General features: G+C 59.9%; 29 protein-coding genes and 1 pseudogene. 17 read left to right on the top strand and 13 right to left on the bottom strand.

Annotated elements, in window-relative coordinates; all coding sequences use genetic code 11:
• The first annotated feature begins 66 nt into the window (after nt 1–66).
• From VOY09_RS08145 to VOY09_RS08135, 3 genes are all read left to right on the top strand, one after another.
• Nucleotides 67–942 (top strand): methylated-DNA--[protein]-cysteine S-methyltransferase, encoded by an 876-nt coding sequence (locus VOY09_RS08145; protein WP_322894012.1) that lies wholly within the window; start codon nt 67–69, stop codon nt 940–942.
• Between the two features lie 89 nt (nt 943–1031).
• Nucleotides 1032–1688, top strand: coding sequence for an OmpA family protein (locus VOY09_RS08140; RefSeq protein ID WP_322894013.1), 657 nt, complete (start codon nt 1032–1034; stop codon nt 1686–1688).
• A 109-nt stretch (nt 1689–1797) separates the two neighbouring features.
• Nucleotides 1798–2565 (top strand): FadR/GntR family transcriptional regulator, encoded by a 768-nt coding sequence (locus VOY09_RS08135; RefSeq protein WP_322894145.1) that lies wholly within the window; start codon nt 1798–1800, stop codon nt 2563–2565.
• 196 nt (nt 2566–2761) lie between these two features.
• Here the strand turns inward: VOY09_RS08135 and VOY09_RS08130 are convergent, their stop codons facing one another.
• The 5 genes from VOY09_RS08130 to VOY09_RS08110 form a co-directional block, all read right to left on the bottom strand.
• The gene (locus VOY09_RS08130) at nt 2762–3319 is read right to left on the bottom strand and encodes a F0F1 ATP synthase subunit B (RefSeq protein WP_322894014.1); all 558 of its coding nucleotides are present in this window, start codon (nt 3317–3319) and stop codon (nt 2762–2764) included.
• Nucleotides 3320–3322: 3 nt separating this feature from the next.
• Nucleotides 3323–3868: a F0F1 ATP synthase subunit B' gene (locus tag VOY09_RS08125; RefSeq protein WP_322894015.1), complete on the bottom strand. Its 546-nt coding sequence runs from the start codon at nt 3866–3868 to the stop codon at nt 3323–3325.
• 81 nt (nt 3869–3949) lie between these two features.
• Complete coding sequence (locus tag VOY09_RS08120) at nt 3950–4174, bottom strand: F0F1 ATP synthase subunit C (protein ID WP_322890151.1); 225 nt, start codon at nt 4172–4174, stop codon at nt 3950–3952.
• Between the two features lie 59 nt (nt 4175–4233).
• The gene (locus VOY09_RS08115; protein ID WP_322894016.1) at nt 4234–4989 is read right to left on the bottom strand and encodes a F0F1 ATP synthase subunit A; all 756 of its coding nucleotides are present in this window, start codon (nt 4987–4989) and stop codon (nt 4234–4236) included.
• The gene (locus VOY09_RS08110; protein WP_322894017.1) at nt 4979–5314 is read right to left on the bottom strand and encodes an AtpZ/AtpI family protein; all 336 of its coding nucleotides are present in this window, start codon (nt 5312–5314) and stop codon (nt 4979–4981) included. Before VOY09_RS08110 ends, VOY09_RS08115 begins: the two co-directional genes overlap by 11 nt.
• Nucleotides 5315–5522: 208 nt before the next feature.
• On the opposite strand from VOY09_RS08110, the gene VOY09_RS08105 reads away from it, so the two are divergent.
• Entirely contained in the window at nt 5523–5867 is a 345-nt protein-coding gene (locus VOY09_RS08105; RefSeq protein WP_322894019.1) for a metalloregulator ArsR/SmtB family transcription factor, read from the top strand.
• On the opposite strand, the gene VOY09_RS08100 is transcribed toward VOY09_RS08105, so the two are convergent.
• Nucleotides 5840–6721, bottom strand: coding sequence for a LysR family transcriptional regulator (locus VOY09_RS08100; protein ID WP_322894020.1), 882 nt, complete (start codon nt 6719–6721; stop codon nt 5840–5842). The two genes, VOY09_RS08105 and VOY09_RS08100, sit on opposite strands and share 28 nt — an antisense overlap.
• Before the next feature lie 119 nt (nt 6722–6840).
• On the opposite strand from VOY09_RS08100, the gene VOY09_RS08095 reads away from it, so the two are divergent.
• From VOY09_RS08095 to VOY09_RS08050, 10 genes are all read left to right on the top strand, one after another.
• Nucleotides 6841–7209 (top strand): hypothetical protein, encoded by a 369-nt coding sequence (locus VOY09_RS08095; protein ID WP_322894021.1) that lies wholly within the window; start codon nt 6841–6843, stop codon nt 7207–7209.
• A 126-nt stretch (nt 7210–7335) separates the two neighbouring features.
• Complete coding sequence (gene ffh, locus VOY09_RS08090) at nt 7336–8829, top strand: signal recognition particle protein (protein ID WP_322894022.1); 1494 nt, start codon at nt 7336–7338, stop codon at nt 8827–8829.
• Nucleotides 8830–8910: 81 nt separating this feature from the next.
• Entirely contained in the window at nt 8911–9207 is a 297-nt protein-coding gene (locus VOY09_RS08085; RefSeq protein WP_322894023.1) for a chorismate mutase, read from the top strand.
• A gap of 50 nt (nt 9208–9257) precedes the next feature.
• Nucleotides 9258–9644, top strand: a complete 387-nt coding sequence (gene rpsP / locus VOY09_RS08080; protein ID WP_322894024.1) for a 30S ribosomal protein S16 — start codon at nt 9258–9260, stop codon at nt 9642–9644.
• 59 nt (nt 9645–9703) lie between these two features.
• On the top strand, nt 9704–9847 hold the full coding sequence (locus tag VOY09_RS08075) for a hypothetical protein (protein ID WP_322894151.1): 144 nt from the start codon (nt 9704–9706) through the stop codon (nt 9845–9847).
• Entirely contained in the window at nt 9840–10355 is a 516-nt protein-coding gene (gene rimM / locus VOY09_RS08070) for a ribosome maturation factor RimM (protein ID WP_322894025.1), read from the top strand. Before VOY09_RS08075 ends, rimM begins: the two co-directional genes overlap by 8 nt.
• A complete protein-coding gene (gene trmD, locus VOY09_RS08065) occupies nt 10348–11142 on the top strand; it encodes a tRNA (guanosine(37)-N1)-methyltransferase TrmD (RefSeq protein ID WP_322894026.1) in 795 nt (264 codons plus the stop codon). The genes rimM and trmD overlap by 8 nt, the downstream gene beginning before the upstream one ends.
• Before the next feature lie 254 nt (nt 11143–11396).
• Entirely contained in the window at nt 11397–11780 is a 384-nt protein-coding gene (rplS, locus tag VOY09_RS08060; RefSeq protein WP_322894027.1) for a 50S ribosomal protein L19, read from the top strand.
• A 12-nt stretch (nt 11781–11792) separates the two neighbouring features.
• Nucleotides 11793–12014 (top strand): 50S ribosomal protein L31, encoded by a 222-nt coding sequence (gene rpmE, locus VOY09_RS08055; protein ID WP_322894028.1) that lies wholly within the window; start codon nt 11793–11795, stop codon nt 12012–12014.
• Between the two features lie 435 nt (nt 12015–12449).
• Entirely contained in the window at nt 12450–12926 is a 477-nt protein-coding gene (locus tag VOY09_RS08050) for a DUF3291 domain-containing protein (protein WP_322894029.1), read from the top strand.
• A gap of 45 nt (nt 12927–12971) precedes the next feature.
• Here the strand turns inward: VOY09_RS08050 and map are convergent, their stop codons facing one another.
• Nucleotides 12972–13724 (bottom strand): type I methionyl aminopeptidase, encoded by a 753-nt coding sequence (map, locus tag VOY09_RS08045; protein ID WP_322894030.1) that lies wholly within the window; start codon nt 13722–13724, stop codon nt 12972–12974.
• Nucleotides 13725–13791: 67 nt separating this feature from the next.
• Nucleotides 13792–15120 carry a DEAD/DEAH box helicase gene (locus VOY09_RS08040; RefSeq protein ID WP_322894031.1) on the bottom strand — a complete coding sequence of 443 codons (1329 nt, stop codon included), beginning with the start codon at nt 15118–15120 and terminating at the stop codon, nt 13792–13794.
• A gap of 393 nt (nt 15121–15513) precedes the next feature.
• Here VOY09_RS08040 and VOY09_RS08035 point away from each other — a divergent pair, with 393 nt between their 5' ends.
• The gene (locus VOY09_RS08035) at nt 15514–16323 is read left to right on the top strand and encodes a division plane positioning ATPase MipZ (protein ID WP_322894032.1); all 810 of its coding nucleotides are present in this window, start codon (nt 15514–15516) and stop codon (nt 16321–16323) included.
• Nucleotides 16324–16380: 57 nt separating this feature from the next.
• The gene (locus VOY09_RS08030; protein WP_322894033.1) at nt 16381–17997 is read left to right on the top strand and encodes an FMN-binding glutamate synthase family protein; all 1617 of its coding nucleotides are present in this window, start codon (nt 16381–16383) and stop codon (nt 17995–17997) included.
• Here the strand turns inward: VOY09_RS08030 and VOY09_RS08025 are convergent.
• The 3 genes from VOY09_RS08025 to VOY09_RS08015 are packed head-to-tail and all read right to left on the bottom strand — an operon-like array spanning nt 17994 to nt 21025.
• A complete protein-coding gene (locus VOY09_RS08025; protein WP_322894034.1) occupies nt 17994–18971 on the bottom strand; it encodes a DMT family transporter in 978 nt (325 codons plus the stop codon). The genes VOY09_RS08030 and VOY09_RS08025 overlap by 4 nt on opposite strands.
• Before the next feature lies 1 nt (nt 18972).
• Nucleotides 18973–20076 (bottom strand): 3-isopropylmalate dehydrogenase, encoded by a 1104-nt coding sequence (leuB, locus tag VOY09_RS08020; protein WP_322894037.1) that lies wholly within the window; start codon nt 20074–20076, stop codon nt 18973–18975.
• A 55-nt stretch (nt 20077–20131) separates the two neighbouring features.
• Nucleotides 20132–21025 (bottom strand): LysR family transcriptional regulator, encoded by an 894-nt coding sequence (locus VOY09_RS08015; RefSeq protein WP_322894039.1) that lies wholly within the window; start codon nt 21023–21025, stop codon nt 20132–20134.
• A gap of 91 nt (nt 21026–21116) precedes the next feature.
• On the opposite strand from VOY09_RS08015, the pseudogene VOY09_RS08010 reads away from it, so the two are divergent.
• Nucleotides 21117–21674: pseudogene (locus tag VOY09_RS08010) on the top strand (NAD-dependent epimerase/dehydratase family protein); the annotation flags it as partial.
• Nucleotides 21675–21821: 147 nt separating this feature from the next.
• Here the strand turns inward: VOY09_RS08010 and VOY09_RS08005 are convergent.
• Together VOY09_RS08005 and VOY09_RS08000 are read right to left on the bottom strand one after the other, a co-directional pair.
• Complete coding sequence (locus tag VOY09_RS08005; protein WP_322894041.1) at nt 21822–22922, bottom strand: endonuclease/exonuclease/phosphatase family protein; 1101 nt, start codon at nt 22920–22922, stop codon at nt 21822–21824.
• A gap of 23 nt (nt 22923–22945) precedes the next feature.
• Nucleotides 22946–23794: a hypothetical protein gene (locus VOY09_RS08000; protein ID WP_322894043.1), complete on the bottom strand. Its 849-nt coding sequence runs from the start codon at nt 23792–23794 to the stop codon at nt 22946–22948.
• Between the last annotated feature and the right edge of the window lie 175 nt (nt 23795–23969).

The raw sequence follows: 23969 nt of genomic DNA, 5'->3' as shown, positions 1-23969 counted from the left end.
CAGGGCAAGTGCGGGATGCGCAATATTCGGGTCGCAGGCGCGGCATCTTGGCTTTAGATTGGCTTTATGGATCAGTCAGACACATATCATTATCACGTCATGCGCCGCGCGATTGCGTTGATCGATGCGGCGGGCGATGCGCCTTTGTCGCTGAACACGCTGGCCGCGCAGATGCAGATGAGCCCGGCGCATTTCCAGCGGCTTTTTTCGACCTGGGTCGGGGTATCGCCAAAGCGCTATCAGCAATATCTGACCCTTGATCACGCCAAGGCGCTGCTGCGCGAGCGGTTCACCACATTGGACACTGCCCATGCTGTCGGGCTGTCGGGATCAGGCCGGTTGCATGATCTGTTCCTGCGCTGGGAGGCGATGAGCCCCGGTGATTATGCCCATGCCGGTGCGGGCCTGCGGATCAACTGGGGCTGGTTCGACAGCGCCTTTGGCCCCGCATTGGTCATGGGCACGGATCGGGGCATCTGCGGGCTAGCCTTTGCCGCCGAAGCGGGCACGGACGCAACGATGCACGATCTGCGCCAGCGCTGGCCCAAGGCCACGTTCAGCGAAAACCCCGATGCTTTGCGGGACTGGGCCACAGCCGCGCTTGGCATGACGGGCCAGGCGCAATTGCATATGATCGGCGCGCCGTTTCAACTGAAGGTCTGGGAGGCGTTGCTGACCATCCCGTCAGGCCATGTCACGACCTATGGCGAAATCGCGCAATCCATCGGCAATCCCAAAGCCGTGCGCGCCGTAGGCACTGCCGTGGGGCGCAATCCGGTCAGCTGGCTGATCCCCTGCCACCGGGCTTTGCGCAAATCGGGCGGATTGGGCGGCTATCACTGGGGTCTGCCAGTCAAACGCGCAATGCTCGCATGGGAATCTGCCCGCGTTGATGCCAGCGGCGCGGATCACGAAAATTTTGTGGAACCTAACCCAATCTAAAAGCGTTATTGGATAGCAGCCCGCATGTTGTCATAACAAAGCGTGTAACCCGCGCATCTTTGCGCATCCTTAATAATGGAATCACTGTCATGATCTTTTCCAAATTCCCGCTCGCGATTGCTGCTGTATCGCTCGTCGCTGTGGCCGCCTGTGATCCGGGCGCGCCGAACAACAGCCAGAACACACGTCAGGGTGCCGTCATCGGCGCGCTGGGTGGTGCCGCTGCTGGTGCTCTGGTCGGCAACGATGGCACCAACCGTGAACGCAATCAGGCAGCCCTGATCGGTGCCGCACTGGGTGCAGGCGTCGGCGCTGGCGTTGGCAACAGCATGGACCGTCAGGCCGAAGAACTGCGCCGCCAGCTGCGCAGCGATGTGGGCGTGTCCAACAACGGCAACAACCTGGTCGTCGTGCTGTCGCAGGACCTGCTGTTTGCCACCAACAGCACACAGGTCGGCGCACAATCGCAGAATGATCTGCTGATCGTCGCGCAATCGCTGAACAACTACCCCAATTCCACCGTCAATGTGATCGGCCATACCGATAACGTCGGTTCGGCTGCCTTCAACCAGGACCTGTCCGAACGCCGTGCGGCCTCAGTCGCTGGTGTGCTGCGCAGCGGTGGCGTGTCGCCTGCGCGGATCCGCTCGATCGGTGCCGGTCTGAACCAGCCTGTGGCTTCCAACGCCACCGAACAAGGCCGTCAGCAGAACCGCCGCGTGGAAATCGTCATCACACCAAACTGATCTTTTCCCGACCAGTTTCAGCAAAGGGCCGCAGCAATGCGGCCCTTTTCGTTTGATCACAGCCGTGACAATGTGGTCATCTGTCCTGACCAAAACCAAAGAGACATTCATGCCATTCGAGCCGGTCCTGCAGGAAAAACTGTCCCACGGCGTCATCCGCCAGATCGAAGGTCTGATCCTGCGCGGCATCCTGCGCCCCGGCGAACGCCTGCCTTCGGAACGTGAACTCAGCGAAACGATGGATGTCTCGCGCCCGTCCCTGCGCGAGGCTTTGGCCGATCTGCAGGACCGTGGCCTGCTGACCTCGCGCGCCGGGTCCGGGGTATTCGTCGCCGATGTGCTGGGGTCTGCTTTCTCGCCCGCTTTGGTGGCGCTGTTTGCAGCGCATGACGAGGCATTGTTCGACTACATCAGCTTTCGCCGCGACATGGAAGGGTTGGCCGCCGAACGCGCGGCCCGGCTCAGCAGCGATACCGACCTCAAGGTGATCGACACGATCTTTCAGAAAATGGAAGCCGCGCATCAGAAACGCAACCCGACCGAAGAGGCCAGCCTTGACGCTGATTTCCACCTCGCCATCATCGAGGCCAGCCATAACATCATCATGCTGCATATGATGCGGTCAATGTATGATCTGCTGCGCGAAGGCGTGTTCTACAACCGCAACATCATGTTCAAACAGCGCACCACCCGCGATGCCTTGCTCGACCAGCATCGCCAGATCAATATCGGCCTACAGGCCCGCGATCCGGTTGCGGCAAAGGCGGCTGTGGTGGCGCATCTGGATTATGTCGAAACCTGCCTGACCAACCAGCAAAAAGCCGACCGGCACGAAGCCTTTGCCGTCAAGCGGTTCCAGCACGAATTGCGACGTTAAGGCGTTTCCGATGGTCCGAAAGCCGTCAGGATTGCCAATTGGCAATTGTCGTTTTTTGTGTTTTATATCAATTCACTAAGCCATAATGCAGCAAACAGGAATATGCTGCGCTTGACAGCTTTCCAAAGGCCGGAATAACAAAAGCCCGGTCACCGATCTGGTGCCCGGGCTTTCGATCCGTCAGCGGCGTGCTGACTTAATGCATTTTCTCGGACACGGTCGTGATCGACTGATCGATCAGCTTGTTGGCGGCAGCGGCATCCATCTGGTTCGCCATCACCTCTTTCGCGACGCTGACCGCGATGGTCACCGCCTGATCGCGGATCTCCTTGATCGCATCCGATTGGGCAGAGGCAATCTGATCTTCAGCCGCCGCCAGACGCCGGGTGATGGATTTGGCGATCTCTTCCTTCGCGGCACTCGCGGCGGCATTCGCCTCTTGCTTGGCCGAGGCGACGATGCGGTCGGCCTGCGCCTGCACATCTTTCTGTTTGCGCTCGTAAGAGGCCAGCAGCGCCTGCGCTTCTTCGCGCAATGCCTTGGCTTCATCCAGTTCCGACCGGATCGTGATGGCGCGCTTATCCAGCAGGCCAGCGATCAGCGCCGGGACTTTGTAGTAAAGCAGGATGCCGATGAAGATGACAAAGGCAATGCTGACGACAAAGTCCGTGTTGCGCAGCGAAAAGAACGGATAATCCGCCGCCATCGCGGGCGAGGCCGCAAGGGCAAGGAAAGCTGTGGTCAGAATACGCATGGCTTATCCTTTCACCCGCGCCGAAACGGCAGCGTTGATCGTCGTGTCATCCGCAGCGCCGCCCATGGCCAGCACCAATTCCTTGGCCGTGTCCTTGGCAACTTCGGTGATGCTGATCACCGATGAATCGCGGATCTGTGCAATCGCGGCTTCGCTTTCCGCAGCTTTCGCAGCGATTTCAGCATCAGCCTTTTGCAATTCGCGATCCAGTTCCACCTGAATATCGGCCTTGGCTTTGGCGATGATCGCCTGTGCCTCGGTCCGTGCATCAGCCAGTGCCTTTTCATAGGCGGCTTCCGCTTCGGCGGCTTTGTTCTTGTAATCTTCGGCAGCAGCGATGTCATTGGTGATCGTGCCGGAGCGTTCCGCCAGAACCGCCCCGATCCGGGGCAAGGCGATGCGCGACAGCACGAAGAAAATGGCGATAAGTGTGATGATCAGCCAGAAAATCTGGTTTGGCATCCAATCGGCGCAAAGCTGCGGCATCCCAAGGGCGTAACCCCCGGCATCAACGCAAACACCTGCGACTTGGTTTGTTTCTGTTTCCATGCTGGCCCCCGAACACCTTGAATTTTTACCGACCGGCGCGCATCAAAGCCGCCGGTCGGTCGTAAGGATATGGGTTCGTTCTTAGACTGCGAACATCAGCAGAAGCGCTGCGAGGAACGAGAAGATCCCCAAAGCTTCTGCGAATGCCAGACCGATGAACAATGTGGCTGTCTGACCAGCCGCAGCGGATGGGTTGCGCAATGCGCCCGACAGATAGCTGCCAGCCACGTTGCCGACGCCGAGTGCGGCAAAGCCTGAACCGAATGCAGCCAGACCAGCCCCGAGATGTGCGAGTTCGCCTTCCATGTGAATTCTCCTTACGATTGGAAGTTGATAGACAGGATGGGTGATGTCACCCAGCCAATTTAGTGATGCGGGTGAAGTGCGTCCTTGAGATAGACACAGATCAGGATCGTGAAGACATAGGCCTGAATGCCGGCAACCAGCACCTCCAGCCCATAGATGGCGACGATGCCAAGGATTGCTGCAGGGCTTGCCACCGCGATGGCGGCAAAACCGGCGAAAACTTTCAGAACGACGTGACCGGCGGCGATGTTGCCGACCAGACGAATAGACAGGCTGACCGGACGCACGAAGTAGGAAATGATCTCGATCAGCGCGATGACCGGGCGCAGGGCCAAAGGTGCGGCAGAGACCCAGAACAGGCTGAGGAACCCCATGCCGTTCTTGACGAAGCCCAGAATGGTGATCGCGATGAAAGCACCGAAACCCAAGGTAGCGGTGACCGCGATCATCGAGGTCGGGCTATAGGACATCGGGATCAGAGCAAGGTAATTCGCAAACAGGATGAACAGGAACAAGGTCATCACATAGGGGAAATACCGCGTCGCGTCTTTGCCGCTGATGTCTTCGATCATCTTGTAGATGAAACCATAGATCATCTCGACAATCGACTGGGTGCGCGACGGGATGATCGCCCGGCCCCGGCTGCCCAGCACGAACAACGCAAAGATGCACAGCAGCGTGATGCCCATCCAGACAGTCACATTCGTCACAGTATACCAATTGACGACGCCGTCACCGAAGGCAGGTTTGACGATGAACTGGTCCAACGGATGGAAGACCAGACCACCACCTTCGGATTGAACTTCAGTCTCCATCTGCGTCACCCTTTTCTGCCGCAGCATTCTGCTGCTTGATCTGCACCTCTGCCGCCGAGCGCATCATCGTCTGCACACCGGCCACGAGGCCCAAAATGATAAACAGCACCAGAAATATCGGCATGGTCCCAAACAGGTGATCCAGCCCGTATCCGATGCCAAAGCCAATCCCAAGACCGGCCACCAGCTCTACCACCATCCGCCAGGCGAGTTGTGCCTGAGAATAATGTTCTTCCGCATGGTCCTTGACCTTTGCCGGTGCTTTCAGCGCCGCAATCTTCGCGTCCAGCGCCTTGAGGCGGTCTGCGTCTTGCGGGTCCGGCATTGGTTTGGCCCCTTTGGAAGGTTGTGCAGGGTTTAGGGGCAGGTCGGCACAGAGTCAAGTTGTGACGTCAGTCTGTTACTGCACTGTTTTTATTGAGTATTTTTGGAAATAAGAAGCGGCAAGGGGGCTGTGATGCGGGCCTTCTGCCCGATATCCATATTCAACCAAGCGGTTGCCTTTTTTCTGCGGCTGTGGCGTAAGCGAAGCTATGAACACATCACTCGACATCATCTTTGCCGCCCTTGCGGACCCGACCCGGCGCGCGATCCTTGCGATGCTACTGGAAGATGACATGGCCGTCACCGATGTGGCCGAGCCTTTTGCGATGTCACTGGCCGCAATTTCCAAACATCTGGGCGTGCTGACCGCCGCGGGCCTGATCAGTCAGGAAAAGCGCGGCCGGGTGAAATGGTGCAAACTCGAACCCGACGCCCTGCGCGCCGCCTCGGTCTGGATGCAGGGCTTCGGCCAGATGGGCGCGATTGATCTTGATGCTTTCGAGGCGTTTCTGGACCGCGAATTCGATCAGGATGCCTCTGCTTCCTTCAGATAATCTTTCAGGAACCGTAAAAACGCCTGCACCTTGGTCGTGCGGTGCAGATCGACATGGGTGACCAGCCACAAGGGCGCGGTCCAGGCATCCATGCTGGGAATTACCTCGGTCAGGCCGGACTCCGCAGTGCATTGTTGGCTCAGCACGAAACCGATCCCGGCACCGGCCATGACGGCATCCTGCATATTGCGCTGATCCGTGGCACGATAGCTCAGACACTCATCCGGCACCTGCCCGCGCAGCCAGCGTTCAAACGGCGCGCGGGATGTCTCGTCATCGCTGGTGACAAAGCGGTGGTTGCGCAGATCATCCACACCATCGGGCAAGCCGTACCGCGCGATATAGGCGGCAGAGGCCACCAGCGACATCCGCCGCGCCATCAGCGGCTGCACGACATTATCCGGCTCTTCTGGCATATTGCCCGCCCGGATCGCGACATGGGCCTCGCCATATTCCAGCCGGAAGACGCGCACGCCGCTGCGGTATCTGATCCGCACCTCGGGATAGAGCTCCTGAAACGCGACCATCACCGGGGTCAGCCATTGCGACAACAGATCGACCGAGGTGATCACCAGATCGCCAGAGACACCTTCGCCCTGCCCTTTGATCCGGCCCGCAAGCTGGGTGAATTGATCATCCGTCGCCTGTGCCACCTGCAACAGGTCCTGCCCCGCTTCGGTCGCGGTATAGCCGCGCGCATGGCGTTGGAACAGCTTGACCCCTAACCTTTGTTCCAGCGCATCGATATGGCGGATCACGGTGGCATGATGCACGCCCAGCACCTCTGCCGCGCCGCTGACAGTGCCTTTGCGCGCCACCTGAAAAGCGGTGCGGATTTCATCCCAATTGTCCATGATGCTTTCCGTGCGCTGGCAAACGATTATGACGAAACCTGTGCCAATCCGTTCATTTGTGCAAGGGAATTCGCAAGCCGGTGCTCTTGATAATGACAACAGCGGCCTATCCTTGCCTCATGACCAAGCTCAAAGCCCTGCGCATCTCGCTCACCCTCGCCTTTCTTTACTTCGGCCTGCGCAAGCTGCTGGGCTATAGCACCGATGTCGCGATCTACGAGGCGATAGGGTTCGGCCAGTTCCCCCGCTATGTGACCGGATCGGTCGAGGTGCTGGGCGCCGCCCTGCTCTGGCGGCGCGGCTGGGAAGGCATCGCCGGGCTGCTTTTGTTGGCCACGGTGATCACTGGCCTCGGCGCCCTGCTGATCTGGGTCGGTCCACCCTATTGGCATATGCTGGCGCTGATCGCGGGCACTGGTACTATCACCTATATTTACCGTCATCACATGACGGCAGTGTTGACTCCGGGACTCTCACGCAATAAGTGATTTTCAATTCCGGATTGCATCTGCTGTCCGGTCCCCGCTTGGTGGGGATCGCCCTCCGTCAGCGCGTTGCGCCCACGGGGGCCTTCCTGTTTGGCGGTCATCGCAACGACGAAAAGGCGCGCGCCTATGTTTGAAAATCTCTCCGAACGCCTGTCAGGTGTTTTCGACAAGCTGACCAAACAAGGTGCGCTGTCCGAGGATGATGTCAAAACCGCCCTGCGCGAGGTGCGGATCGCGTTGCTGGAGGCTGACGTCTCCCTGCCCGTCGCGCGCGATTTCGTCGCCGCCGTGCAGGCCAAGGCGACAGGTCAGGCCGTCACCAAATCGATCACGCCGGGCCAGCAGGTCGTCAAGATCGTGCATGACGAATTGCAGCGCGTCCTGACCGGCGATACCGATCCGGGTGCGCTGAAAATCGACAACCCGCCTGCGCCGATCCTGATGGTCGGCCTGCAAGGGTCGGGGAAAACCACCACCACCGCCAAACTCGCCAAACGGCTCAAGGAACGTGAGGGCAAGAAGGTCCTAATGGCCTCGCTCGACACCAACCGCCCTGCGGCGATGGAACAGTTGGCGATCCTGGGGATGCAGATCGGCGTCGATACGCTGCCCATCGTTCCCGGCGAAACGCCCGTCCAAATCGCCAAACGCGCCAAGGTGCAGGCCAGCATGGGCGGCTATGACGTCTATATGCTCGACACCGCCGGTCGGTTGCATATCGACGCCGAACTGATCGCGCAGGCCGCTGCGGTGCGCGACGTCGCGAACCCGCGCGAAACGCTGCTGGTCGTGGACGGGTTGACCGGCCAAGACGCGGTGAATGTCGCGCAGGAATTCGACGACAAGATCGGCGTGACCGGCGTGGTCCTGACGCGGATGGACGGTGACGGTCGCGGCGGTGCCGCCTTGTCGATGCGCGCGATCACCGGCAAGCCGATCCGCTTTGTCGGCCTTGGCGAAAAGATGGATGCGATCGAAACCTTCGAGCCATCACGCATCGCGGGCCGCATCCTCGGCATGGGCGATATCGTCGCCCTTGTGGAAAAGGCGCAGGAAAATATCGAGGCTGAACAAGCCGCGCGGATGATGAAACGGTTCCAGCAGGGCCGGTTCAACATGAACGACCTCAAGATGCAGCTGGAACAGATGCTGAAAATGGGCGGCATGGAAGGCATGATGGGGATGATGCCCGGTGCCGCCAAGATGGGTAAACAGATGGCGGCCTCGGGCATGGATGATTCCATCCTGAAACGCCAGATCGCGCTGATCAATTCGATGACCAAGAAAGAACGCGCCAACCCCGATCTGCTGGCCGCCTCGCGCAAGAAACGGATCGCCAAAGGCGCCGGGCTGGAAGTGTCAGAACTGAACAAACTGGTCAAACAACACCGCCAGATGGCCGATATGATGAAGAAAATGGGCAAAGGCGGCATGCTGAAACAGGCGATCAAAGGCATGTTCGGCAAAGGTGGCGCGCCCGAGGGCATGCCCGACATGAACGACCCCAAGGCGATGGCCGAAGCTGCCAAAGCGCTGCAAGGCCGCGGCGGCCTGCCCGGCTTGGGCGGCGGCGGCATGCAATTGCCGTCCGGCCTGTCGGGCTTTGGCAAAAAGAAATGACATCGTCAGAGCCCAAATATCCCCGCCGGAGGCTTCAGGTTTGCCAAAACCTGAAAACCCGCCACCCGAAAGGAACAGCCCATGTCTGATCCCGTCACCCGCGCCGCCGAGATCCTGAAAGGGCATCGCGCCAGCATCGACCGGCTCGATGCGATCCTCGTCTATACTCTGGGCGAGCGTTTCAAACACACACAGGCCGTGGGTAAGCTGAAAGCCGAACACGCCCTGCCCCCGTCCGATCCCGCCCGCGAAGAGGCGCAGATCGCACGGTTGACCGAGCTTGCGGAACAGGCCGATCTGGACCCTGAATTCGCCAAGAAATTCCTGAATTTCATCATTCAGGAAGTGATCCAGCATCACAAACAACACCAATCGTAGGGCGGGGTTCACCCCGCCACCCCCAAAAGACATCTTAAAGGAGATACCCAATGTCTATGAAAATCCGGCTCGCCCGTGGCGGCTCCAAGAAACGCCCTTATTACGCGATTGTCGCTGCTGACAGCCGCATGCCACGTGATGGCCGTTTCATCGAAAAACTCGGCACCTATGCGCCCATGCTGCCCAAAGACAGCGAAGACCGCGTGCGCATGGATATGGACCGTATCCAGCACTGGCTGGGTCAAGGCGCACAGCCGACCGACCGCGTTGCCCGCATGCTGGAAGCTGCTGGCGTGATGCCGAAAAAAGACCGTGCCAACCTGAAAAAAGGCACACCCGGCAAGGCCGCGACCAAGCGCGCCGAAGAAAAAGCCGCCAAAGCGGCCAAAGCTGAAGAAGCGGCCAACGCACCAGCCGAAGAAGCCGCCGCAGAATAAGCGGCGGATCGTGGCCCGGGTGCAAACCCGGGCGACACCCCTCATCCCAGATGTTTCGCTTGCTCCGTACTTTCATCCTTGTGATCATCGCCTTTGTGGCGGGGATGCTCTATGAACGCAGCGGCCAGCAGGAGATCTGTGAAAACGGTGGCGGGCTCTGGGTGTCTGATATCTGTCTTGCAGCGGAGATGATCAATGAATGACCGCGTTATCGTCGGCCAGATCGGCGGCTCTTTCGGGGTCAAGGGTGAGGTGCGGCTGAAATCCTATTGCGCCGACCCTGCGGCCATCGCCGATTATACCCCGCTATATACCGAACATGGCGACAGCATCGCGCAGATCGTGCTGACTGGCCAGCTCAAGGGCGGCTTCACCGCGCGCCTCTCCGGCGTCGTGACGAAAGAAGACGCCGATGCCCTGCGCAATGTGGCGCTTTACGCCGACCGCGCGGCGATGCCGTCGCTGCCGGACGATGAATATTACTACGCCGATCTGATCGGGCTGCAGGTGCTCGACACCGGCGGCAGCAAATTGGGTCAGGTCAAATCCGTCGTCGATCACGGTGCGGGTGCGATCCTCGAACTCCATGTTGCGGGCCAGTCCGAAACCGTGCTTTTGCCCTTCACCCAGGCCGCCGTGCCCACCGTCGATCTGGCAGCAGGGCGCATCATTGCCGACCCGCCTGCCGGGCTATTTGCCGACAATGAATGACAAACCCCACCGCGCCATCGGTCGCAAATCAATCAGCGCGACCCTGAAACCGCGCGAGCTGATGACCGACACGCCCACACTTGCGGGCGCATGGATGGCCCAGATCATCACCCTCTTCCCCCAAGCCTTTCCGGGCGTGCTGGGCGAAAGCCTGACCGGCCGCGCCTTGCAGGACGGGCTGTGGCAGATGCAGACCTATGATCTGCGCGAACACGGGATCGGCAAGCACCGCAATGTCGATGACACGCCCGCAGGCGGCGGCGCGGGCATGGTCCTGCGCGCCGATGTGCTGGAATCCGCCATCACCGCCGCCCGCAGCAGCGCGAAAGGCATCATGCCGCTGGTCTATCTCTCGCCGCGCGGGCGCCGTTTCGACCAAACCATGGCGCGCAACTGGGCGCGGATGGACGGTGTCACCCTGCTTTGCGGGCGCTTTGAAGGTGTCGATGAACGCGTCATCCAGCATTTTGGGATCACCGAAGTCTCGCTCGGTGATTTCGTCCTGACGGGCGGTGAAATCGCCGCCCAAGCGATGATCGACGCCACCGTCCGCCTGCTGCCCGGCGTGCTCGGCAATGCTGAAAGCGCCATCGAAGAAAGCCATTCCAACGGCCTGCTCGAACATCCGCAATATACCAAACCCGCCGAATGGCAGGGCCAGCCGATCCCCGATGTGCTGATGTCCGGCAATCACGCGAAAATCGCCGCCTGGCGGCGCGCGATGTCGGAACAGATCACCCGTGATCGCAGGCCCGATCTGTGGCAGGCCTATCAAGACAAGCCTTGATCGCAAGGGCAGTTGCGCCTATACGCCACTCAGCTTGGGCAGTTCATCTGATTCCGGGCCATTGGTTTATGGAACCTCTGGATCATGTGGGGCACTTGCGTTGGTGCCAACAACACCAGACAGGCCGGACAACCGCGATAAAACGATGACGCAATCTCTGACGGGCGCTGCGGCGGACCCGGACAACGATCAGAGCTCTTCGTTATGGCAAACAACATTGCGGACCACCGCAAGCATCATAAGGAGCGTTTCAGATGAACCTGATCGCACAGATCGAAGCGGAGCAGATCGCTGCGCTGGGGAAAACCATCCCCGATTTCAAAGCGGGTGACACCATCCGCGTCGGTTACAAAGTGACCGAAGGCACACGCACCCGTGTGCAGGCCTATGAAGGCGTCTGCATCGCCCGCAAGAACGGCAAAGGCATCGCCGGGTCGTTCACCGTGCGCAAGATTTCCTTTGGTGAAGGCGTCGAACGTGTGTTCCCGCTGCATTCCACCAATATCGACAGCATCGAAGTTGTCCGTCGTGGCCGTGTGCGCCGTGCGAAACTCTATTACCTGCGCGCCCGTCGCGGGAAATCCGCACGTATCGCCGAGGACACCAATTATTCCGCCCCCAAGGGCGCCAACGCATAAGGACCCCGTGTTATGAAACAAGGTATTCACCCTGATTATCACATCATCGACGTGAAATTCACCGATGGCACCGTGGTCCAGATGAAATCCACCTGGGGCAAGGAAGGCGATCAGATGTCGCTGGAAATCGACCCTTCCGTGCACCCTGCATGGACCGGCGGCGGCACACGTCTGATGGACGCTGGCGGCCGCGTGTCGAAGTTCAAGAACAAATACGCCGGTCTGGGGTTCTAAATCCTGTAAGGTGGAGCCTGCTCCACCCTCCGCTGGCCGAAACGCCGCATCTTCGGGTGCGGCGTTTTGCGTTTGGTCGGTGCGTATCGCGCCGGTCAAAGGCCCCGCAAAACGGCAGCCTCACTTTTTCACACGTCCTCGGGAACCATCTGTGATCTGGTTGGTTAGTGTCCAAACGTCCCATGTCTGGGAGTTTCAGGAATTGGAGTAAACATGAACAATATCATTTATATCGTTGGCCTCGTCGTTGTCGTCCTCGCTGTGCTGTCATTCTTTGGCATGCGCTGAAGACGCCCGCACGCCGCCCGGTCTGACTGGCGCCACTGGCGCGAAATGCCGCTCCTTTCGGGGCGGCGTTTTGCGTTGAAGGGGCGCTTGACAGGTTGGGTGGACCTGGACCAAGTTTGAGATGTGCCCCCATCCAAAGGCAAAACGATGCAACTTGCTGAACTGAACATTGGCCGCCTTCTCGCCCCTACTGACGATCCGCGCGTCAAAGAATTTATGGATAATCTCGACCGGGTGAACGGCTTGGGCAAGCGGATGCCGGGATTTGTCTGGATGATGGAAGGGTCCGGCGAACCGGGCACAGGCAACACCGATGCGAAAATTGGCGGTGATCCACAATTCGTGTCCAACCTGACGGTTTGGGAAGATGTGGAAAGCCTCGAAAAATTCGTCTTCGGCACCATCCACAAGCAATTCTACGACCGCCGCAAAGAGTGGTTCGCGCTTTTGGGAGAGCAGCATTTCGTGATGTGGTGGGTCGCGGAGGGGACGCGCCCGACATTGCAAGAGGCCTTGGCGCGGCTCGATGATTACCGCACCAACGGGCCAACGGCGCGGGCTTTCGGCTGGCGGGATCTTCCGCAGGCGCAGCTTTACAAAACGCAAGCCTGCACAGCGGCATAGAACCCGGCAGCAACCGCCGATTCCGGAACAATCATTAAAGCCCCCTCACCCCGGCAGCGTCACAATCACTGGCCCGCCGCGCGTTGCCACGACCGTATGTTCATATTGCACGCAGGGCGCCGCTGGTGTGCTGTAAAGTGTCCAGTCGTCCTTGCCGCTGGACTGCGCCCATTTGCCGCCGCGCGACAGGAACGGTTCCACCGTCAGCACCAGACCGTTATGCATCCGCCGCCGGTCGCCTTTGGTAGGCCAGGTCGGTATCTCTCCCGGCTCTTCATGCAGGGCTTTGCCGACGCCGTGGCTCGCAAGGTTGCGGATCAGCGTATAGCCACGCTTTGACGCGAATTTGCCAATCGCATTGCCGATTCCTGCCAGCGGTTTGTCATGGCCGACCTGCGCGATACCGATCTGCATCGCGCGTTTGCCATCACGGCACAGCTGCGCGACCGATGGCGCAACGGCCCCGAGGCAAAAACTCGCCCCTGTATCGGCGAAATAGCCATTGAGCGAGGCGGATACGTCGATATTCACCAGATCACCATCGGCAATGCGGCGGCTGCCCGGGATGCCATGGGCGATCTCTTCGTTCACGCTGATGCAGGTGATGCCCGGAAAATCGTAGCTCGCCTGCGGGGCGGAAACCGCGCCATCCCGCTCCAGCAAGGTGCGGCCGATCTCATCAAGCTCTTTGGTGGTCATCCCCGGCTCCATCGCCGCGGCCATCTGATGCATGGTCTTGGCGACGATGCTGCCGATTTTCATCAGCCCGTCCAGATCATCCTGATGCGTGATTGTCATGATTTGTCTCCATTCATCGCCACTTTAGCAAAAAGCCCCGGCGTTTCCACCGGGGCTTTCCTGTCTCTTACGCTACCGACCGGCTGCGCGACCGGCCACCGCCGCCACCGGCACCGGGTCTGCGGCCACCCTGCGGCTTGCCAGCACCACCGGCAGGTTTGCCACCGGCACGCGGCGCGGCAGAGCGGTTACCGCCGCCACCACCAGCACCACGGCGACCGCCGCCACCGCCACCACCATTGGGGCGCTTTTTCTGACCGGGCATGATTTCCCACGCGCGGCCCGATGCGACAGGAATGGTTTCCTTCATCGCTTTTTCGATATCCTGCAATTCGATCATCTCATCCGGTGCAACCAAGGCGATGGCCGATCCTTCAGCGCCCGCACGTGCGGTCCGGCCGATCCGGTGGACATAGTTTTCCGCCACATTGGGCAGATCGTAGTTATAGACATGGCGTACGCCCGGAATGTCGATGCCACGGGCGGCAACATCCGTCGCGACCAGCACGCGGACCTTGCCGGATTTAAACGCCTCGATCGCGCGTTCGCGCTGACCTTGGGATTTGTTGCCGTGGATCGATGCCGCGGCAAAGCCTTTGGCTTCCAGCGTTTTATACAGTTTCTCACAGCCGTGCTTGGTGCGGCCAAAGACCAGCGCCAATTCGTCCCGGTGCTTGTCCAGCAGATCGACCAGCAGATCAGTCTTCGCCGCCTGCGCCACGAAATGCACCGATTGCGCGATCTTCTTGACAGCCTGGCCCGGAGGGTTGACCTGCACCCGCACCGCATCGGTCAGGAAAGCATCCGCCAGTTCCGACATCAGTTTCGGCATGGTGGCCGAGAACATCATCGTCTGACGATCCTTCGCCAGCAACGGCGCGATCCGGCGCAGGGCATGGATGAAGCCCATGTCCAGCATCTGGTCGGCTTCATCCAGCACCAGATAGACGGTCTCATCCAACCGCACGGCGCGGCGGTCCAGCAGGTCGATCAACCGGCCCGGTGTCGCGACCAGCAGGTCCACACCACCGGCCAGACGTTTGGTCTGGGCTGTGATCCCGGCCCCACCAACGACCAAAGCCACTTTCAGATGGCTGCCCTTGGTATAGGCGGTCAGGTTATCGGCGATCTGTTTGGCCAATTCGCGTGTCGGTGCCAGCACTAGACCGCGCACCGCCTTGGGGTTGGGTTTTACACCCGCCTTCATCAGCGCATGAATCATCGGCAGACCAAAGGCCGCCGTTTTGCCGGTGCCGGTCTGGGCCAGGCCCATCACGTCACGGCCATTCATCGCATGCGGAATCGCCTGCGTCTGAATCGGGGTTGGGTCGGTGATGCCTTGTTCTTTGAGAACGGCAATCAATCGGGGCGCAAGGCCCAGCATGTCAAAATCCATAATGGATATCCTTTTCAGCGGACCAAAGGCCCGCGCATATGGGTGTGACCCATGGGCGTTTCCCAAAGGTCATAGCAAGGTTGCGCCATATGCTGACTGCCTGAACCGCATTGTCCGGGCGCCGATGTGGCGCGGGACCCCTGCGTGATCTGGGAACCTGAAAATCAACCGATGCCTTGCGACAGACCAATCATGGCCCTGCTCTGCTCACGCGGCAGCTTGCATCTGTTGGCCGACACTTGCGCCATCGTCATCCGCTTGTCAAGCACCTGTGGTCCAAGTGCAAAAAGCCAACACTGGCTAAAAACCACGGGCCTGCGCGATGCTGCGCTTTCACTCAGGCGGACCACATCATATAGAAGCAGCAACCTTGACCAGTAAAAGGATTTGACCGTGGCGCATATCATCGTGGTGGGGAACGAAAAGGGCGGCGCTGGCAAATCCACCGTGTCGATGCATGTGGCCACCGCCCTTGCGCGCTGCGGGCTGAAGGTCGGCGTGCTCGATCTCGACCTGCGGCAGCAGACCCTCGCGCGCTATCTGACGAACCGCACCGCATATCTGGCCAAGGCAGAGCTTGATCTGCCGTCGCCGGTGTTTCTGGCCCTGCCAGAGGTGGATGAGGCCAGCCTGCAGCCCGGCGAACATGCCTCTGACCTGCGGCTGTCGCGGGCTGTCGCGCAGCTGGAAAAAGACTGCGATTTCATCCTGATCGATTGCCCCGGATCGCATACGCGGATCTCTCAGGTCGCGCATTCATTGGCCGACACCTTGATCACGCCGCTGAACGACAGTTTCGTCGATTTCGACCTGCTCGCCCATGTCGACAGCGAGGGTGAGGAGATCACCGGCCCTTCCGTCTATTCCGAAATGGTGTGGAACGCGCGGCAATTGCGCGCACAGGCCGGGCTGAAACCGATCGATTGGGTCGTGGTGCGCAACAGGATGGGCGCGCAGGCCATGGTCAATAAAGAAAAAATGCAGCGCGTGATCGAAAAGCTTGCCCGCCGGATCGGGTTCCGCACTGCCCCCGGCTTCAACGAACGCGTGATTTTCCGCGAATTATTTCCCCGCGGGCTAACTTTGCTCGATCTGCGCGATACCGGGGTGAAGGGGTTGAATATTTCCAACATCGCCGCCCGGCAGGAATTGCGCGATCTGATCAAATCTTTGGGCCTGCCGGGGGTGAAGTTAAACTTCTGACATCTGGCTGCGATAGATGTAAAGACGCCCGAATCCCGCAACCCGAAGGACGTTACTGTGCCACGATTGTCATTACCCAACAGGTTCACCCCGCTGATCATTGCCGCGACGCTGGCGCTGATCAGCCTCGCGCTGACGTTCTGGGCCGGGATTTTCTGGCTGTTCTTTGTGATCTTTGTCGGGCTGACTGTGCTAGGCGTTTATGATCTGCGCCAGCACAATCATTCGATCCTGCGCAATTATCCGATCATGGGGCATATCCGCTTTTTGCTGGAAAGCATCCGCCCGGAAATCCGGCAATATCTGATCGAAAACGATCAGGACGAACAACCATTCAGCCGCGAACAACGATCCTTGGTCTATCAACGCGCCAAAGGGGCCGAGGATAAGCGCCCCTTCGGCACGCAGGAAAAAGTATACGAGGCGGGCTATTCCTGGTTGACCCATTCGGTCCAGCCGGTGCATTTCCCTGACACGGATTTCCGGGTCCGCATCGGCAATGATGCCTGCAAGCAACCCTATGATGCCTCGCTTTACAACATTTCCGCGATGAGCTTTGGCGCGCTGTCCGCCAATGCGATCCTTGCGCTGAACACCGGGGCCAAGATGGGCGGTTTCGCGCATGACACCGGCGAAGGCGGGATCAGCCGCTATCACCGGCAGGCAGGCGGCGATCTGATCTATGAAATCGGATCAGGCTATTTCGGCTGCCGGACGGATGACGGGCGGTTCCACCCCGACAAATTCGCCGAAACTGCCGCTGACCCACAGGTCAAAATGATCGAATTGAAACTCAGCCAGGGGGCAAAACCCGGCCATGGCGGCATGCTGCCCGCCGCCAAGATTACACCTGAGATCGCAGAGGCGCGCGGTATCCCGATGGGGCAGGATTGCGTCTCTCCCGCCGCCCATCCTGAATTTTCCAACCCGGTCGGGATGATGCAATTCATCGGCCAGCTGCGCGATCTGTCAGGCGGCAAACCCGTGGGGTTCAAACTCTGCATCGGGCATCGGCGCGAATTCATGTGTATCGTCAAGGCGATGCTGGAAACCGGCATCGTGCCTGATTTCATCGTGGTGGATGGCAGCGAAGGCGGCACCGGGGCGGCCCCCTTGGAATTCGCCAACCATGTCGGCATGCCCTTGGTCGAAGGGCTGACCTTTGTCCACAATACCCTGCGCGGTGCGGGCCTGCGCGATCAGGTCAAGATCGGCGCGGCGGGCAAGATCGTCAGCGCCTTTGACATTGCCCGCGCGCTGGCGATTGGCGCGGATTGGTGCAATTCCGCGCGCGGCTATATGTTCGCCGTGGGCTGTATTCAGGCGCAGGCCTGCCACACCAACAAATGCCCGGTCGGTGTCGCGACACAAGACCCGCTCCGCCAGCGCGCGCTGGATGTGGATGATAAATCCCACCGCGTCGCGCGGTTCCACGCCAACACACTGAAAGCTTTGGGTGAAATGGCGGGCGCTGCGGGCCTGACCGACCCGAATAATTTCGAGCCCTATCATTTCATGACACGGCGGGGCGACGGCCAGATGACCGAAGCCAATGACGTCTATACCTATCTGCGCAACGGTTTCCTGCTCGACGATGGCACCGACAACCCGATCTACCGCGAACGCTGGGCGCGGGCCAATGCCCACAGCTTTGCCCCGCCGGAAGGGCGCTAGTGGCGGCCCCTTTTCTGCCCCGGTAAGGTCTTGCCGCTGACCCGCGCCAGCATGCTGATGCGTGGCACGATCCCGGTTTCCGACCGCGACCGCGTGCGCAGCACCGGCGTATTCTCCGACGCACCGGACTTGCTTTCGCGCAAGACGATATACAGCCCGCTGGCAATGATGATACTGGCCCCGATGGCCGTGGTCAGTTCGATGAATTCGCCAAAGAACAGAAAGCCAAAAATCGTCGCCCAGATGATCTGGCTATATTGCATCGGCGCGATGATCGCCGCCTCACCCGCCTGATAGGCCGAAATGATCATCCGGCCCGCGATCCAGGCAAAGACCGCGATGATCCCCATCATCCCCAGATGCTCAATCGGCATCGGCACATAGACAAAGGGCAGCGCCGCCGCCATCACCACAAAGTTCAGCGCCATCGGATAAAGCAGCATCACAACGGGCCGTTCCTCTGACCCGATCTTGCGCACGATGATCGACGCAATCGAGCCGCCCACCGCCGCCATCAGCGCCGCCAGATGCCCGATCGATAATTCCGCCGATCCCGGCCGCAACACGACCAGCACGCCGATCAGCCCCACAATGACCGCCGCCCAGCGCCGGATGCGGACCTTTTCACCCAGCACCGGAATCGCCAGCACCGTGATCAGCAAAGGCGAAGCAAAGAGGATCGTATAGACCTGCGCCAATGGCAGGACCGAAAACGCATAAAACGCCGTGAACCCGGTGATCACCGTCGCCACCGCGCGCAGCGCCATCCACCACGGATGGATCGGGACCAAAGTGCTGGGCTTGCTGTCGCGCATCAATGTGAAGGTCGCCAAGGGAAACGACAACAGGACCGAGAAGAACACGATCTGCACCGGCGAATAGATCCCGCCAAGCACCTTCACCACCACGTCATGCGTGGCAAAAACGCCAAAGGCGGCCAAAGCAATCAGGGCACCTTTGGCATTCGGGGTCATATCACAGGCTTTCGTCGAGGGCGGACAGGATCACATCACCCATCTGCGTCGTGGACAAGGGCGTGCCACCTTCCGGCCCCATCAGATCGGCGGTGCGGGCACCATCGGCCAGAACCTTTTCAATCGCCGCTTCCAGACGATCCGCCTCTGCCCCCTGATCGAACGAATACCGCAGCGCCATCGCGAAGGACAGGATACAGGCAATCGGATTCGCCTTGCCCTGCCCCGTGATATCCGGGGCCGATCCATGCACCGGCTCATACATCGCCTTGGGCCGGCCATTCGCCATCGGCAGGCCGAGCGAGGCAGAGGGCAACATGCCCAGCGACCCGGTCAGCATCGCCGCACAATCTGACAGGATATCACCGAACAAATTGTCGGTATAAATCACGTCAAACTGTTTCGGCGCGCGGACCAGCTGCATCGCACCATTATCGGCATACATATGCGACAGCTCAACCTCGGGATAATCGCGATGCACCTCTGTCACGACATCGCGCCACAGGATGCCGCTTTCCATCACATTGGCCTTTTCCATCGAACACAGCTTCTTGCCGCGCTTCATCGCCAGCTCAAACGCCGCGCGCGCGCCGCGTTCAATCTCGGCCTCGGTATAGCGCTGGGTATTGATGCCCACACGCATATTATCTTCCATATGAATGCCGCGCGGCTCACCGAAATAGACGCCAGAGGTCAGTTCGCGCACGATCATGATATCCAGACCGGCGACGATATCCTTCTTCAGGGATGAAAAATCCGCCAAAGCGTCAAAACATTGCGCCGGGCGCAGGTTGGCAAACAGATCCATTTCCTTGCGCAGGCGCAGCAGCCCGCGTTCCGGTTTCACGCTGAAATCCAGATCATCGTATTTCGGCCCGCCGACGGCGCCCAGCAACACGGCATCAACCGACTGCGCCTTGGCCATCGTGTCATCATGCAATGGCACACCGTGTTTGTCATAGGCGGCACCGCCCACCAGATCCTCTGACACGTCAAAGGCCAGATCGCGCTTGGCACCGAACCAGTCGATGATGCGCTTGACCTCGTTCATGACCTCGGGGCCGATGCCGTCACCGGCGAGGATCAGAAGGGATGGGTTAGCCATGGGATTATCCTTGTGAAATTCTGTCGCATTGGCGTAGCGCGCCTCGCCGCGAGGTTCAAGACACCAGCGGCCGCAACCCCGCCGCCAACAAATCCCAGACCCGCCTGATCCGGGGCGTCTGGCGCATCGCCTCATGCGCGGTCAGCCAGACCGGCAGCACCGGCAAGGGAAAGCCAAGGTTCAATTCGCGCACCAAGGAATCGGCCCGCCCGACGCCTGCCTGCGCAAAACCGATCCCACAGCCCGCGCGCACCAATTCCCAATAGGCAATATTGTCGTCGCAGCGGGTCTTGAAAAAATCCCGGTCCACCGTGATCCCCGCCGCACGAAATCCGTCGATGATATCGGGGCTGGCGTCAAAGCCCACGAAATCATGCTGCATCAGATCAGCCGCCGATTGCGGCATGCCGCGTTCCGCAATATAGGTTTCCGCCGCAAACATCGCCAGTTTGATATCGCCCAGATGCTGGGTGATCAGATCGATCTGCGTCGGGCGATACATCCGCACCGCAATATCCGCCTCGCGATAGAGCAGGTTGCGGCTATCATCGCTCGGCACCAGATCAATCGCGATCTGCGGTTCCAGCCGGCGGATCTGCGCGATGATCGCCGGCAGATGCAGGGCAGAGGTCGACACGCTCGCCGTGATCCGCACATTTCCGGCAAGGCTCGCCTGCCGCCCCGCTGTTGTCAGCGCGATCCTTTGCACCGCATCGCGCATCGCTGTCGCCGGTTGGATCAAGGCCGCGCCGATATCGGTCAATGCCAGACCACGCGGCTGGCGGTGAAACAATTCCGCACCCAATTGCGCCTCGATCTGTTTGATCTGACGGCCCAAGGTCGGCTGGCTGGTCCCCAGATGCCGCGCCGCACCCGACAGGCTGCCGGTTTCCGCGACGGCCAAAAAGGCCTGCACCAAGGACCAGTCGAGAGATGGTAATTTACCCATTCAATTATGAATACATGATATCCGCTTTCTGGCAATATGCGAATGCCGGTGAATAGCGCAAACTCCTCATATCAACATAAAGGAGATCACCATGACTAAAACTGTCCTCATCCTCGGCGCATCCGGCAAAATCGGCAGCCATGCTGCCGAGGCGTTCTGGAACGCTGGCTGGACCGTGCGCCAGTTCAACCGCAAAACCGATGACATGACACAGGCCGCAATGGGCTGCGATGTCATCGTCAACGGGCTGAACCCGCCCGCCTATTACAAATGGAACGTGACGATCCCCGCGATCACCAATCAAGTCATCGCGGCGGCAAAGGCCAGCGGTGCCTCTGTGATCCTGCCCGGCAATATCTACAATTACGGCAACCAGCCCGGGGTTCTCGACGAAAACACCCCGCATCTGGCCAAGACCCGCAAAGGCCGGGTGCGGGTCGCGATGGAAGCCGCCTACCGCGACGCGGGTGTGCAGACAATCGTGCTGCGCGCAGGCAATTTCATCGACCCGCGCGGCAACGGCGATGTGATGCAGATGTTCATCCTGCGCGACCTTGCCAAAGGCAAAGTCACCTATGGCGATGACCCCGATGTGCTGCAGGCCTATTGCTACACCCCTGATTGGGCGCGCGCGGCGGTGCTCTTGGCCGAACAGCGTCAGCAATTGGCGATGTTCGAGGATATCCCCTTTCCCGGCCATGCCTTTACCTTTCGCGATCTGGCCAATCATATCGCCAGCAAGCTAGACAAACCCATCAAACTCGCCGCCTTTCCCTGGTGGATGATGACAGCCCTGTCACCTTTCTGGCCTCTTGCCCGCGAATTGCGCGAAATGCGGTATCTTTACGCCATGCCGCATCAGATCAGCGGCAGCAAATTCGCCCGGCTGCTGCCCGATTTCCGCGCGACCGATCTGCAAACCGTCCTGCAATCCGCGCGCGCGCCGGATATCCACCCAGACAAGGTGGTGGACACCGGCAGAACCGCTGTCACCCTCTGACATCGGCCAATCGACATCGGCATCCACCACCTCCCACCCCCGCGACGGCAGCACATAGCTGACCCGCAGCTTGCCGATCCCCAGTTCCGTCCAATCCGCTGTCGGCAGGTCCGGCAGCGGGTCCTGCAACAAAGGATGCGCCAGAAATGCGGCCATCGCCGCAGTCTCGCCCCGCCCGGCAAAAGGGTCCAGATTGGCATTGCCCGCAATCACGAAATCATCGGGCAATGGGCCGAACTGCCCGTCCAGCACATGCTCCCACAGCCGCAATTCATCGCGGTTGCGCAGGACATTGCGCCGCTCCGGCCCGTCAAAGGCAGGCGGCGTCGCCGCAAATGCCATGATCGCAAAAGGGGGCGCATCGGGCGGCAGAACCGGGACGACCCAATGCCCCGTCGTGGACAGGCGCTGCACATCCAGCATGGCATCCGTCAGGAACGGCTGCCCATCCAGCACCGGCAGCACGCCCCCCGGCAGATCACGCCACAGCAGCGCCGACAGGTCCGTCACCCCGCCCGGATCAATCGGCAGCCGTGACAGCAAAGCCATGCCACTGTCGCCGCTGAACCGGCCATAACCCTGCGCATCGCGCGCTTCACCCAGACGGCCATTGCGATCCATGTCCAACCCCGTCGGCATGCCGGAATTAGGCCGCAGCGCGAAATGATGCGGATAGGGCGGGTCGACCAAGGCGGCAAAAGCCGCCAGCGCCAGCCCATCCAGATCATAATCAAAATCCGTCAGCAGCAGCACATCTGCGTCGGTCCGGCGGATCACGGCCAGAATTGCGGCAATCTGCGGGTCATCGCCCCGCATCAGATCGCGCAACAACATTCCCGGACCATCGCGCCCCAAAGGCGCCGCATAAGTCGCAATCCGCAGGCCGTCAGCGACCAAAACCCATGGCCAGAAGACCAGAATCAGGGCAAGCGCCAGTCCCCCGCAACCGCGCGGTCGCGCGCATCGCGCAATTTGTCGCGCTGCATGGCGATCATATCCGCCACCCGGCTGAGCGCGACACCCCGCATCACAATACTTGCTGGTAAAAACGCCCATGCGGTCACCGTCCAGATCAAACTATGGGGGTTTGCCAGATCAATCGGCGACCCAAAGGTCGACAACAGCGTCAATACCACCGGAATCAAGAATGGCAGCAAAAACCCTAAGATGATGTTAACGCGCGCATCTCTGTGCAGGCGGGCGACGACATCACCGCCTGCCGTGGGATCAAAGGTCGGCAGATTGACCCAGACATTGAACGCACCCCCCCGTGGCGGCCAGCGGCGCAGACGCATCAACAGGATGAACGAAACAATCGAAAACAAAGCGATCAGATAGCTCATCCCGGCAGCGTCGCGCATCAGACCCATCAGCTCTGGGCTGGCATCTTCGGGCATGATCGAAACCATCAGCCGCACGGGGGAATAGGGAAAATCAATCGCCTGCCCGATCTGCGCACCGCTGCGACGGAACAGATCAGTCATCTCTGACGGATTCTGATAGCCGCGAAAGATCATCGACAAGGACAGCACCATCGCGAAAAGTGCCGAAAACCGCATCCGGTTGAACGGCGGCGCATTGCGGAATTCGACCAGACTGGGACTGGCGGCAATGTATTCGACAAAAGTAAACAAAGCCGCAAACAGCGCGACCAGCACGACAATCTGCGCGGAATCAGCCCTGCCGCCCTGCAACAGGGCGGATGGCATGACCACCAATATCACCACCAATGTCGCCCGCCCGATCGCTGCCGGTAGCCTGATAAACACGATAACCCTCTCCCCCCGGGAACGTAACCGGACATTGTCGCCGACTCTTGTTCCAATGATCCAGATCGCAGGTAAACTGGTCTATAATGTGAACCGGTCCAACGGAAATCTGCAAGGATTTGCGGGGATATTACTGAATTTTCACAAGCATTTGGCGCAAAACTGGTGCGCCCTT

It is taken from the genome of Yoonia sp. 67-2 (assembly GCF_035117555.1).
Lineage (GTDB): Bacteria > Pseudomonadota > Alphaproteobacteria > Rhodobacterales > Rhodobacteraceae > Yoonia.
This window is presented reverse-complemented; position numbering and strand designations above follow the sequence as displayed.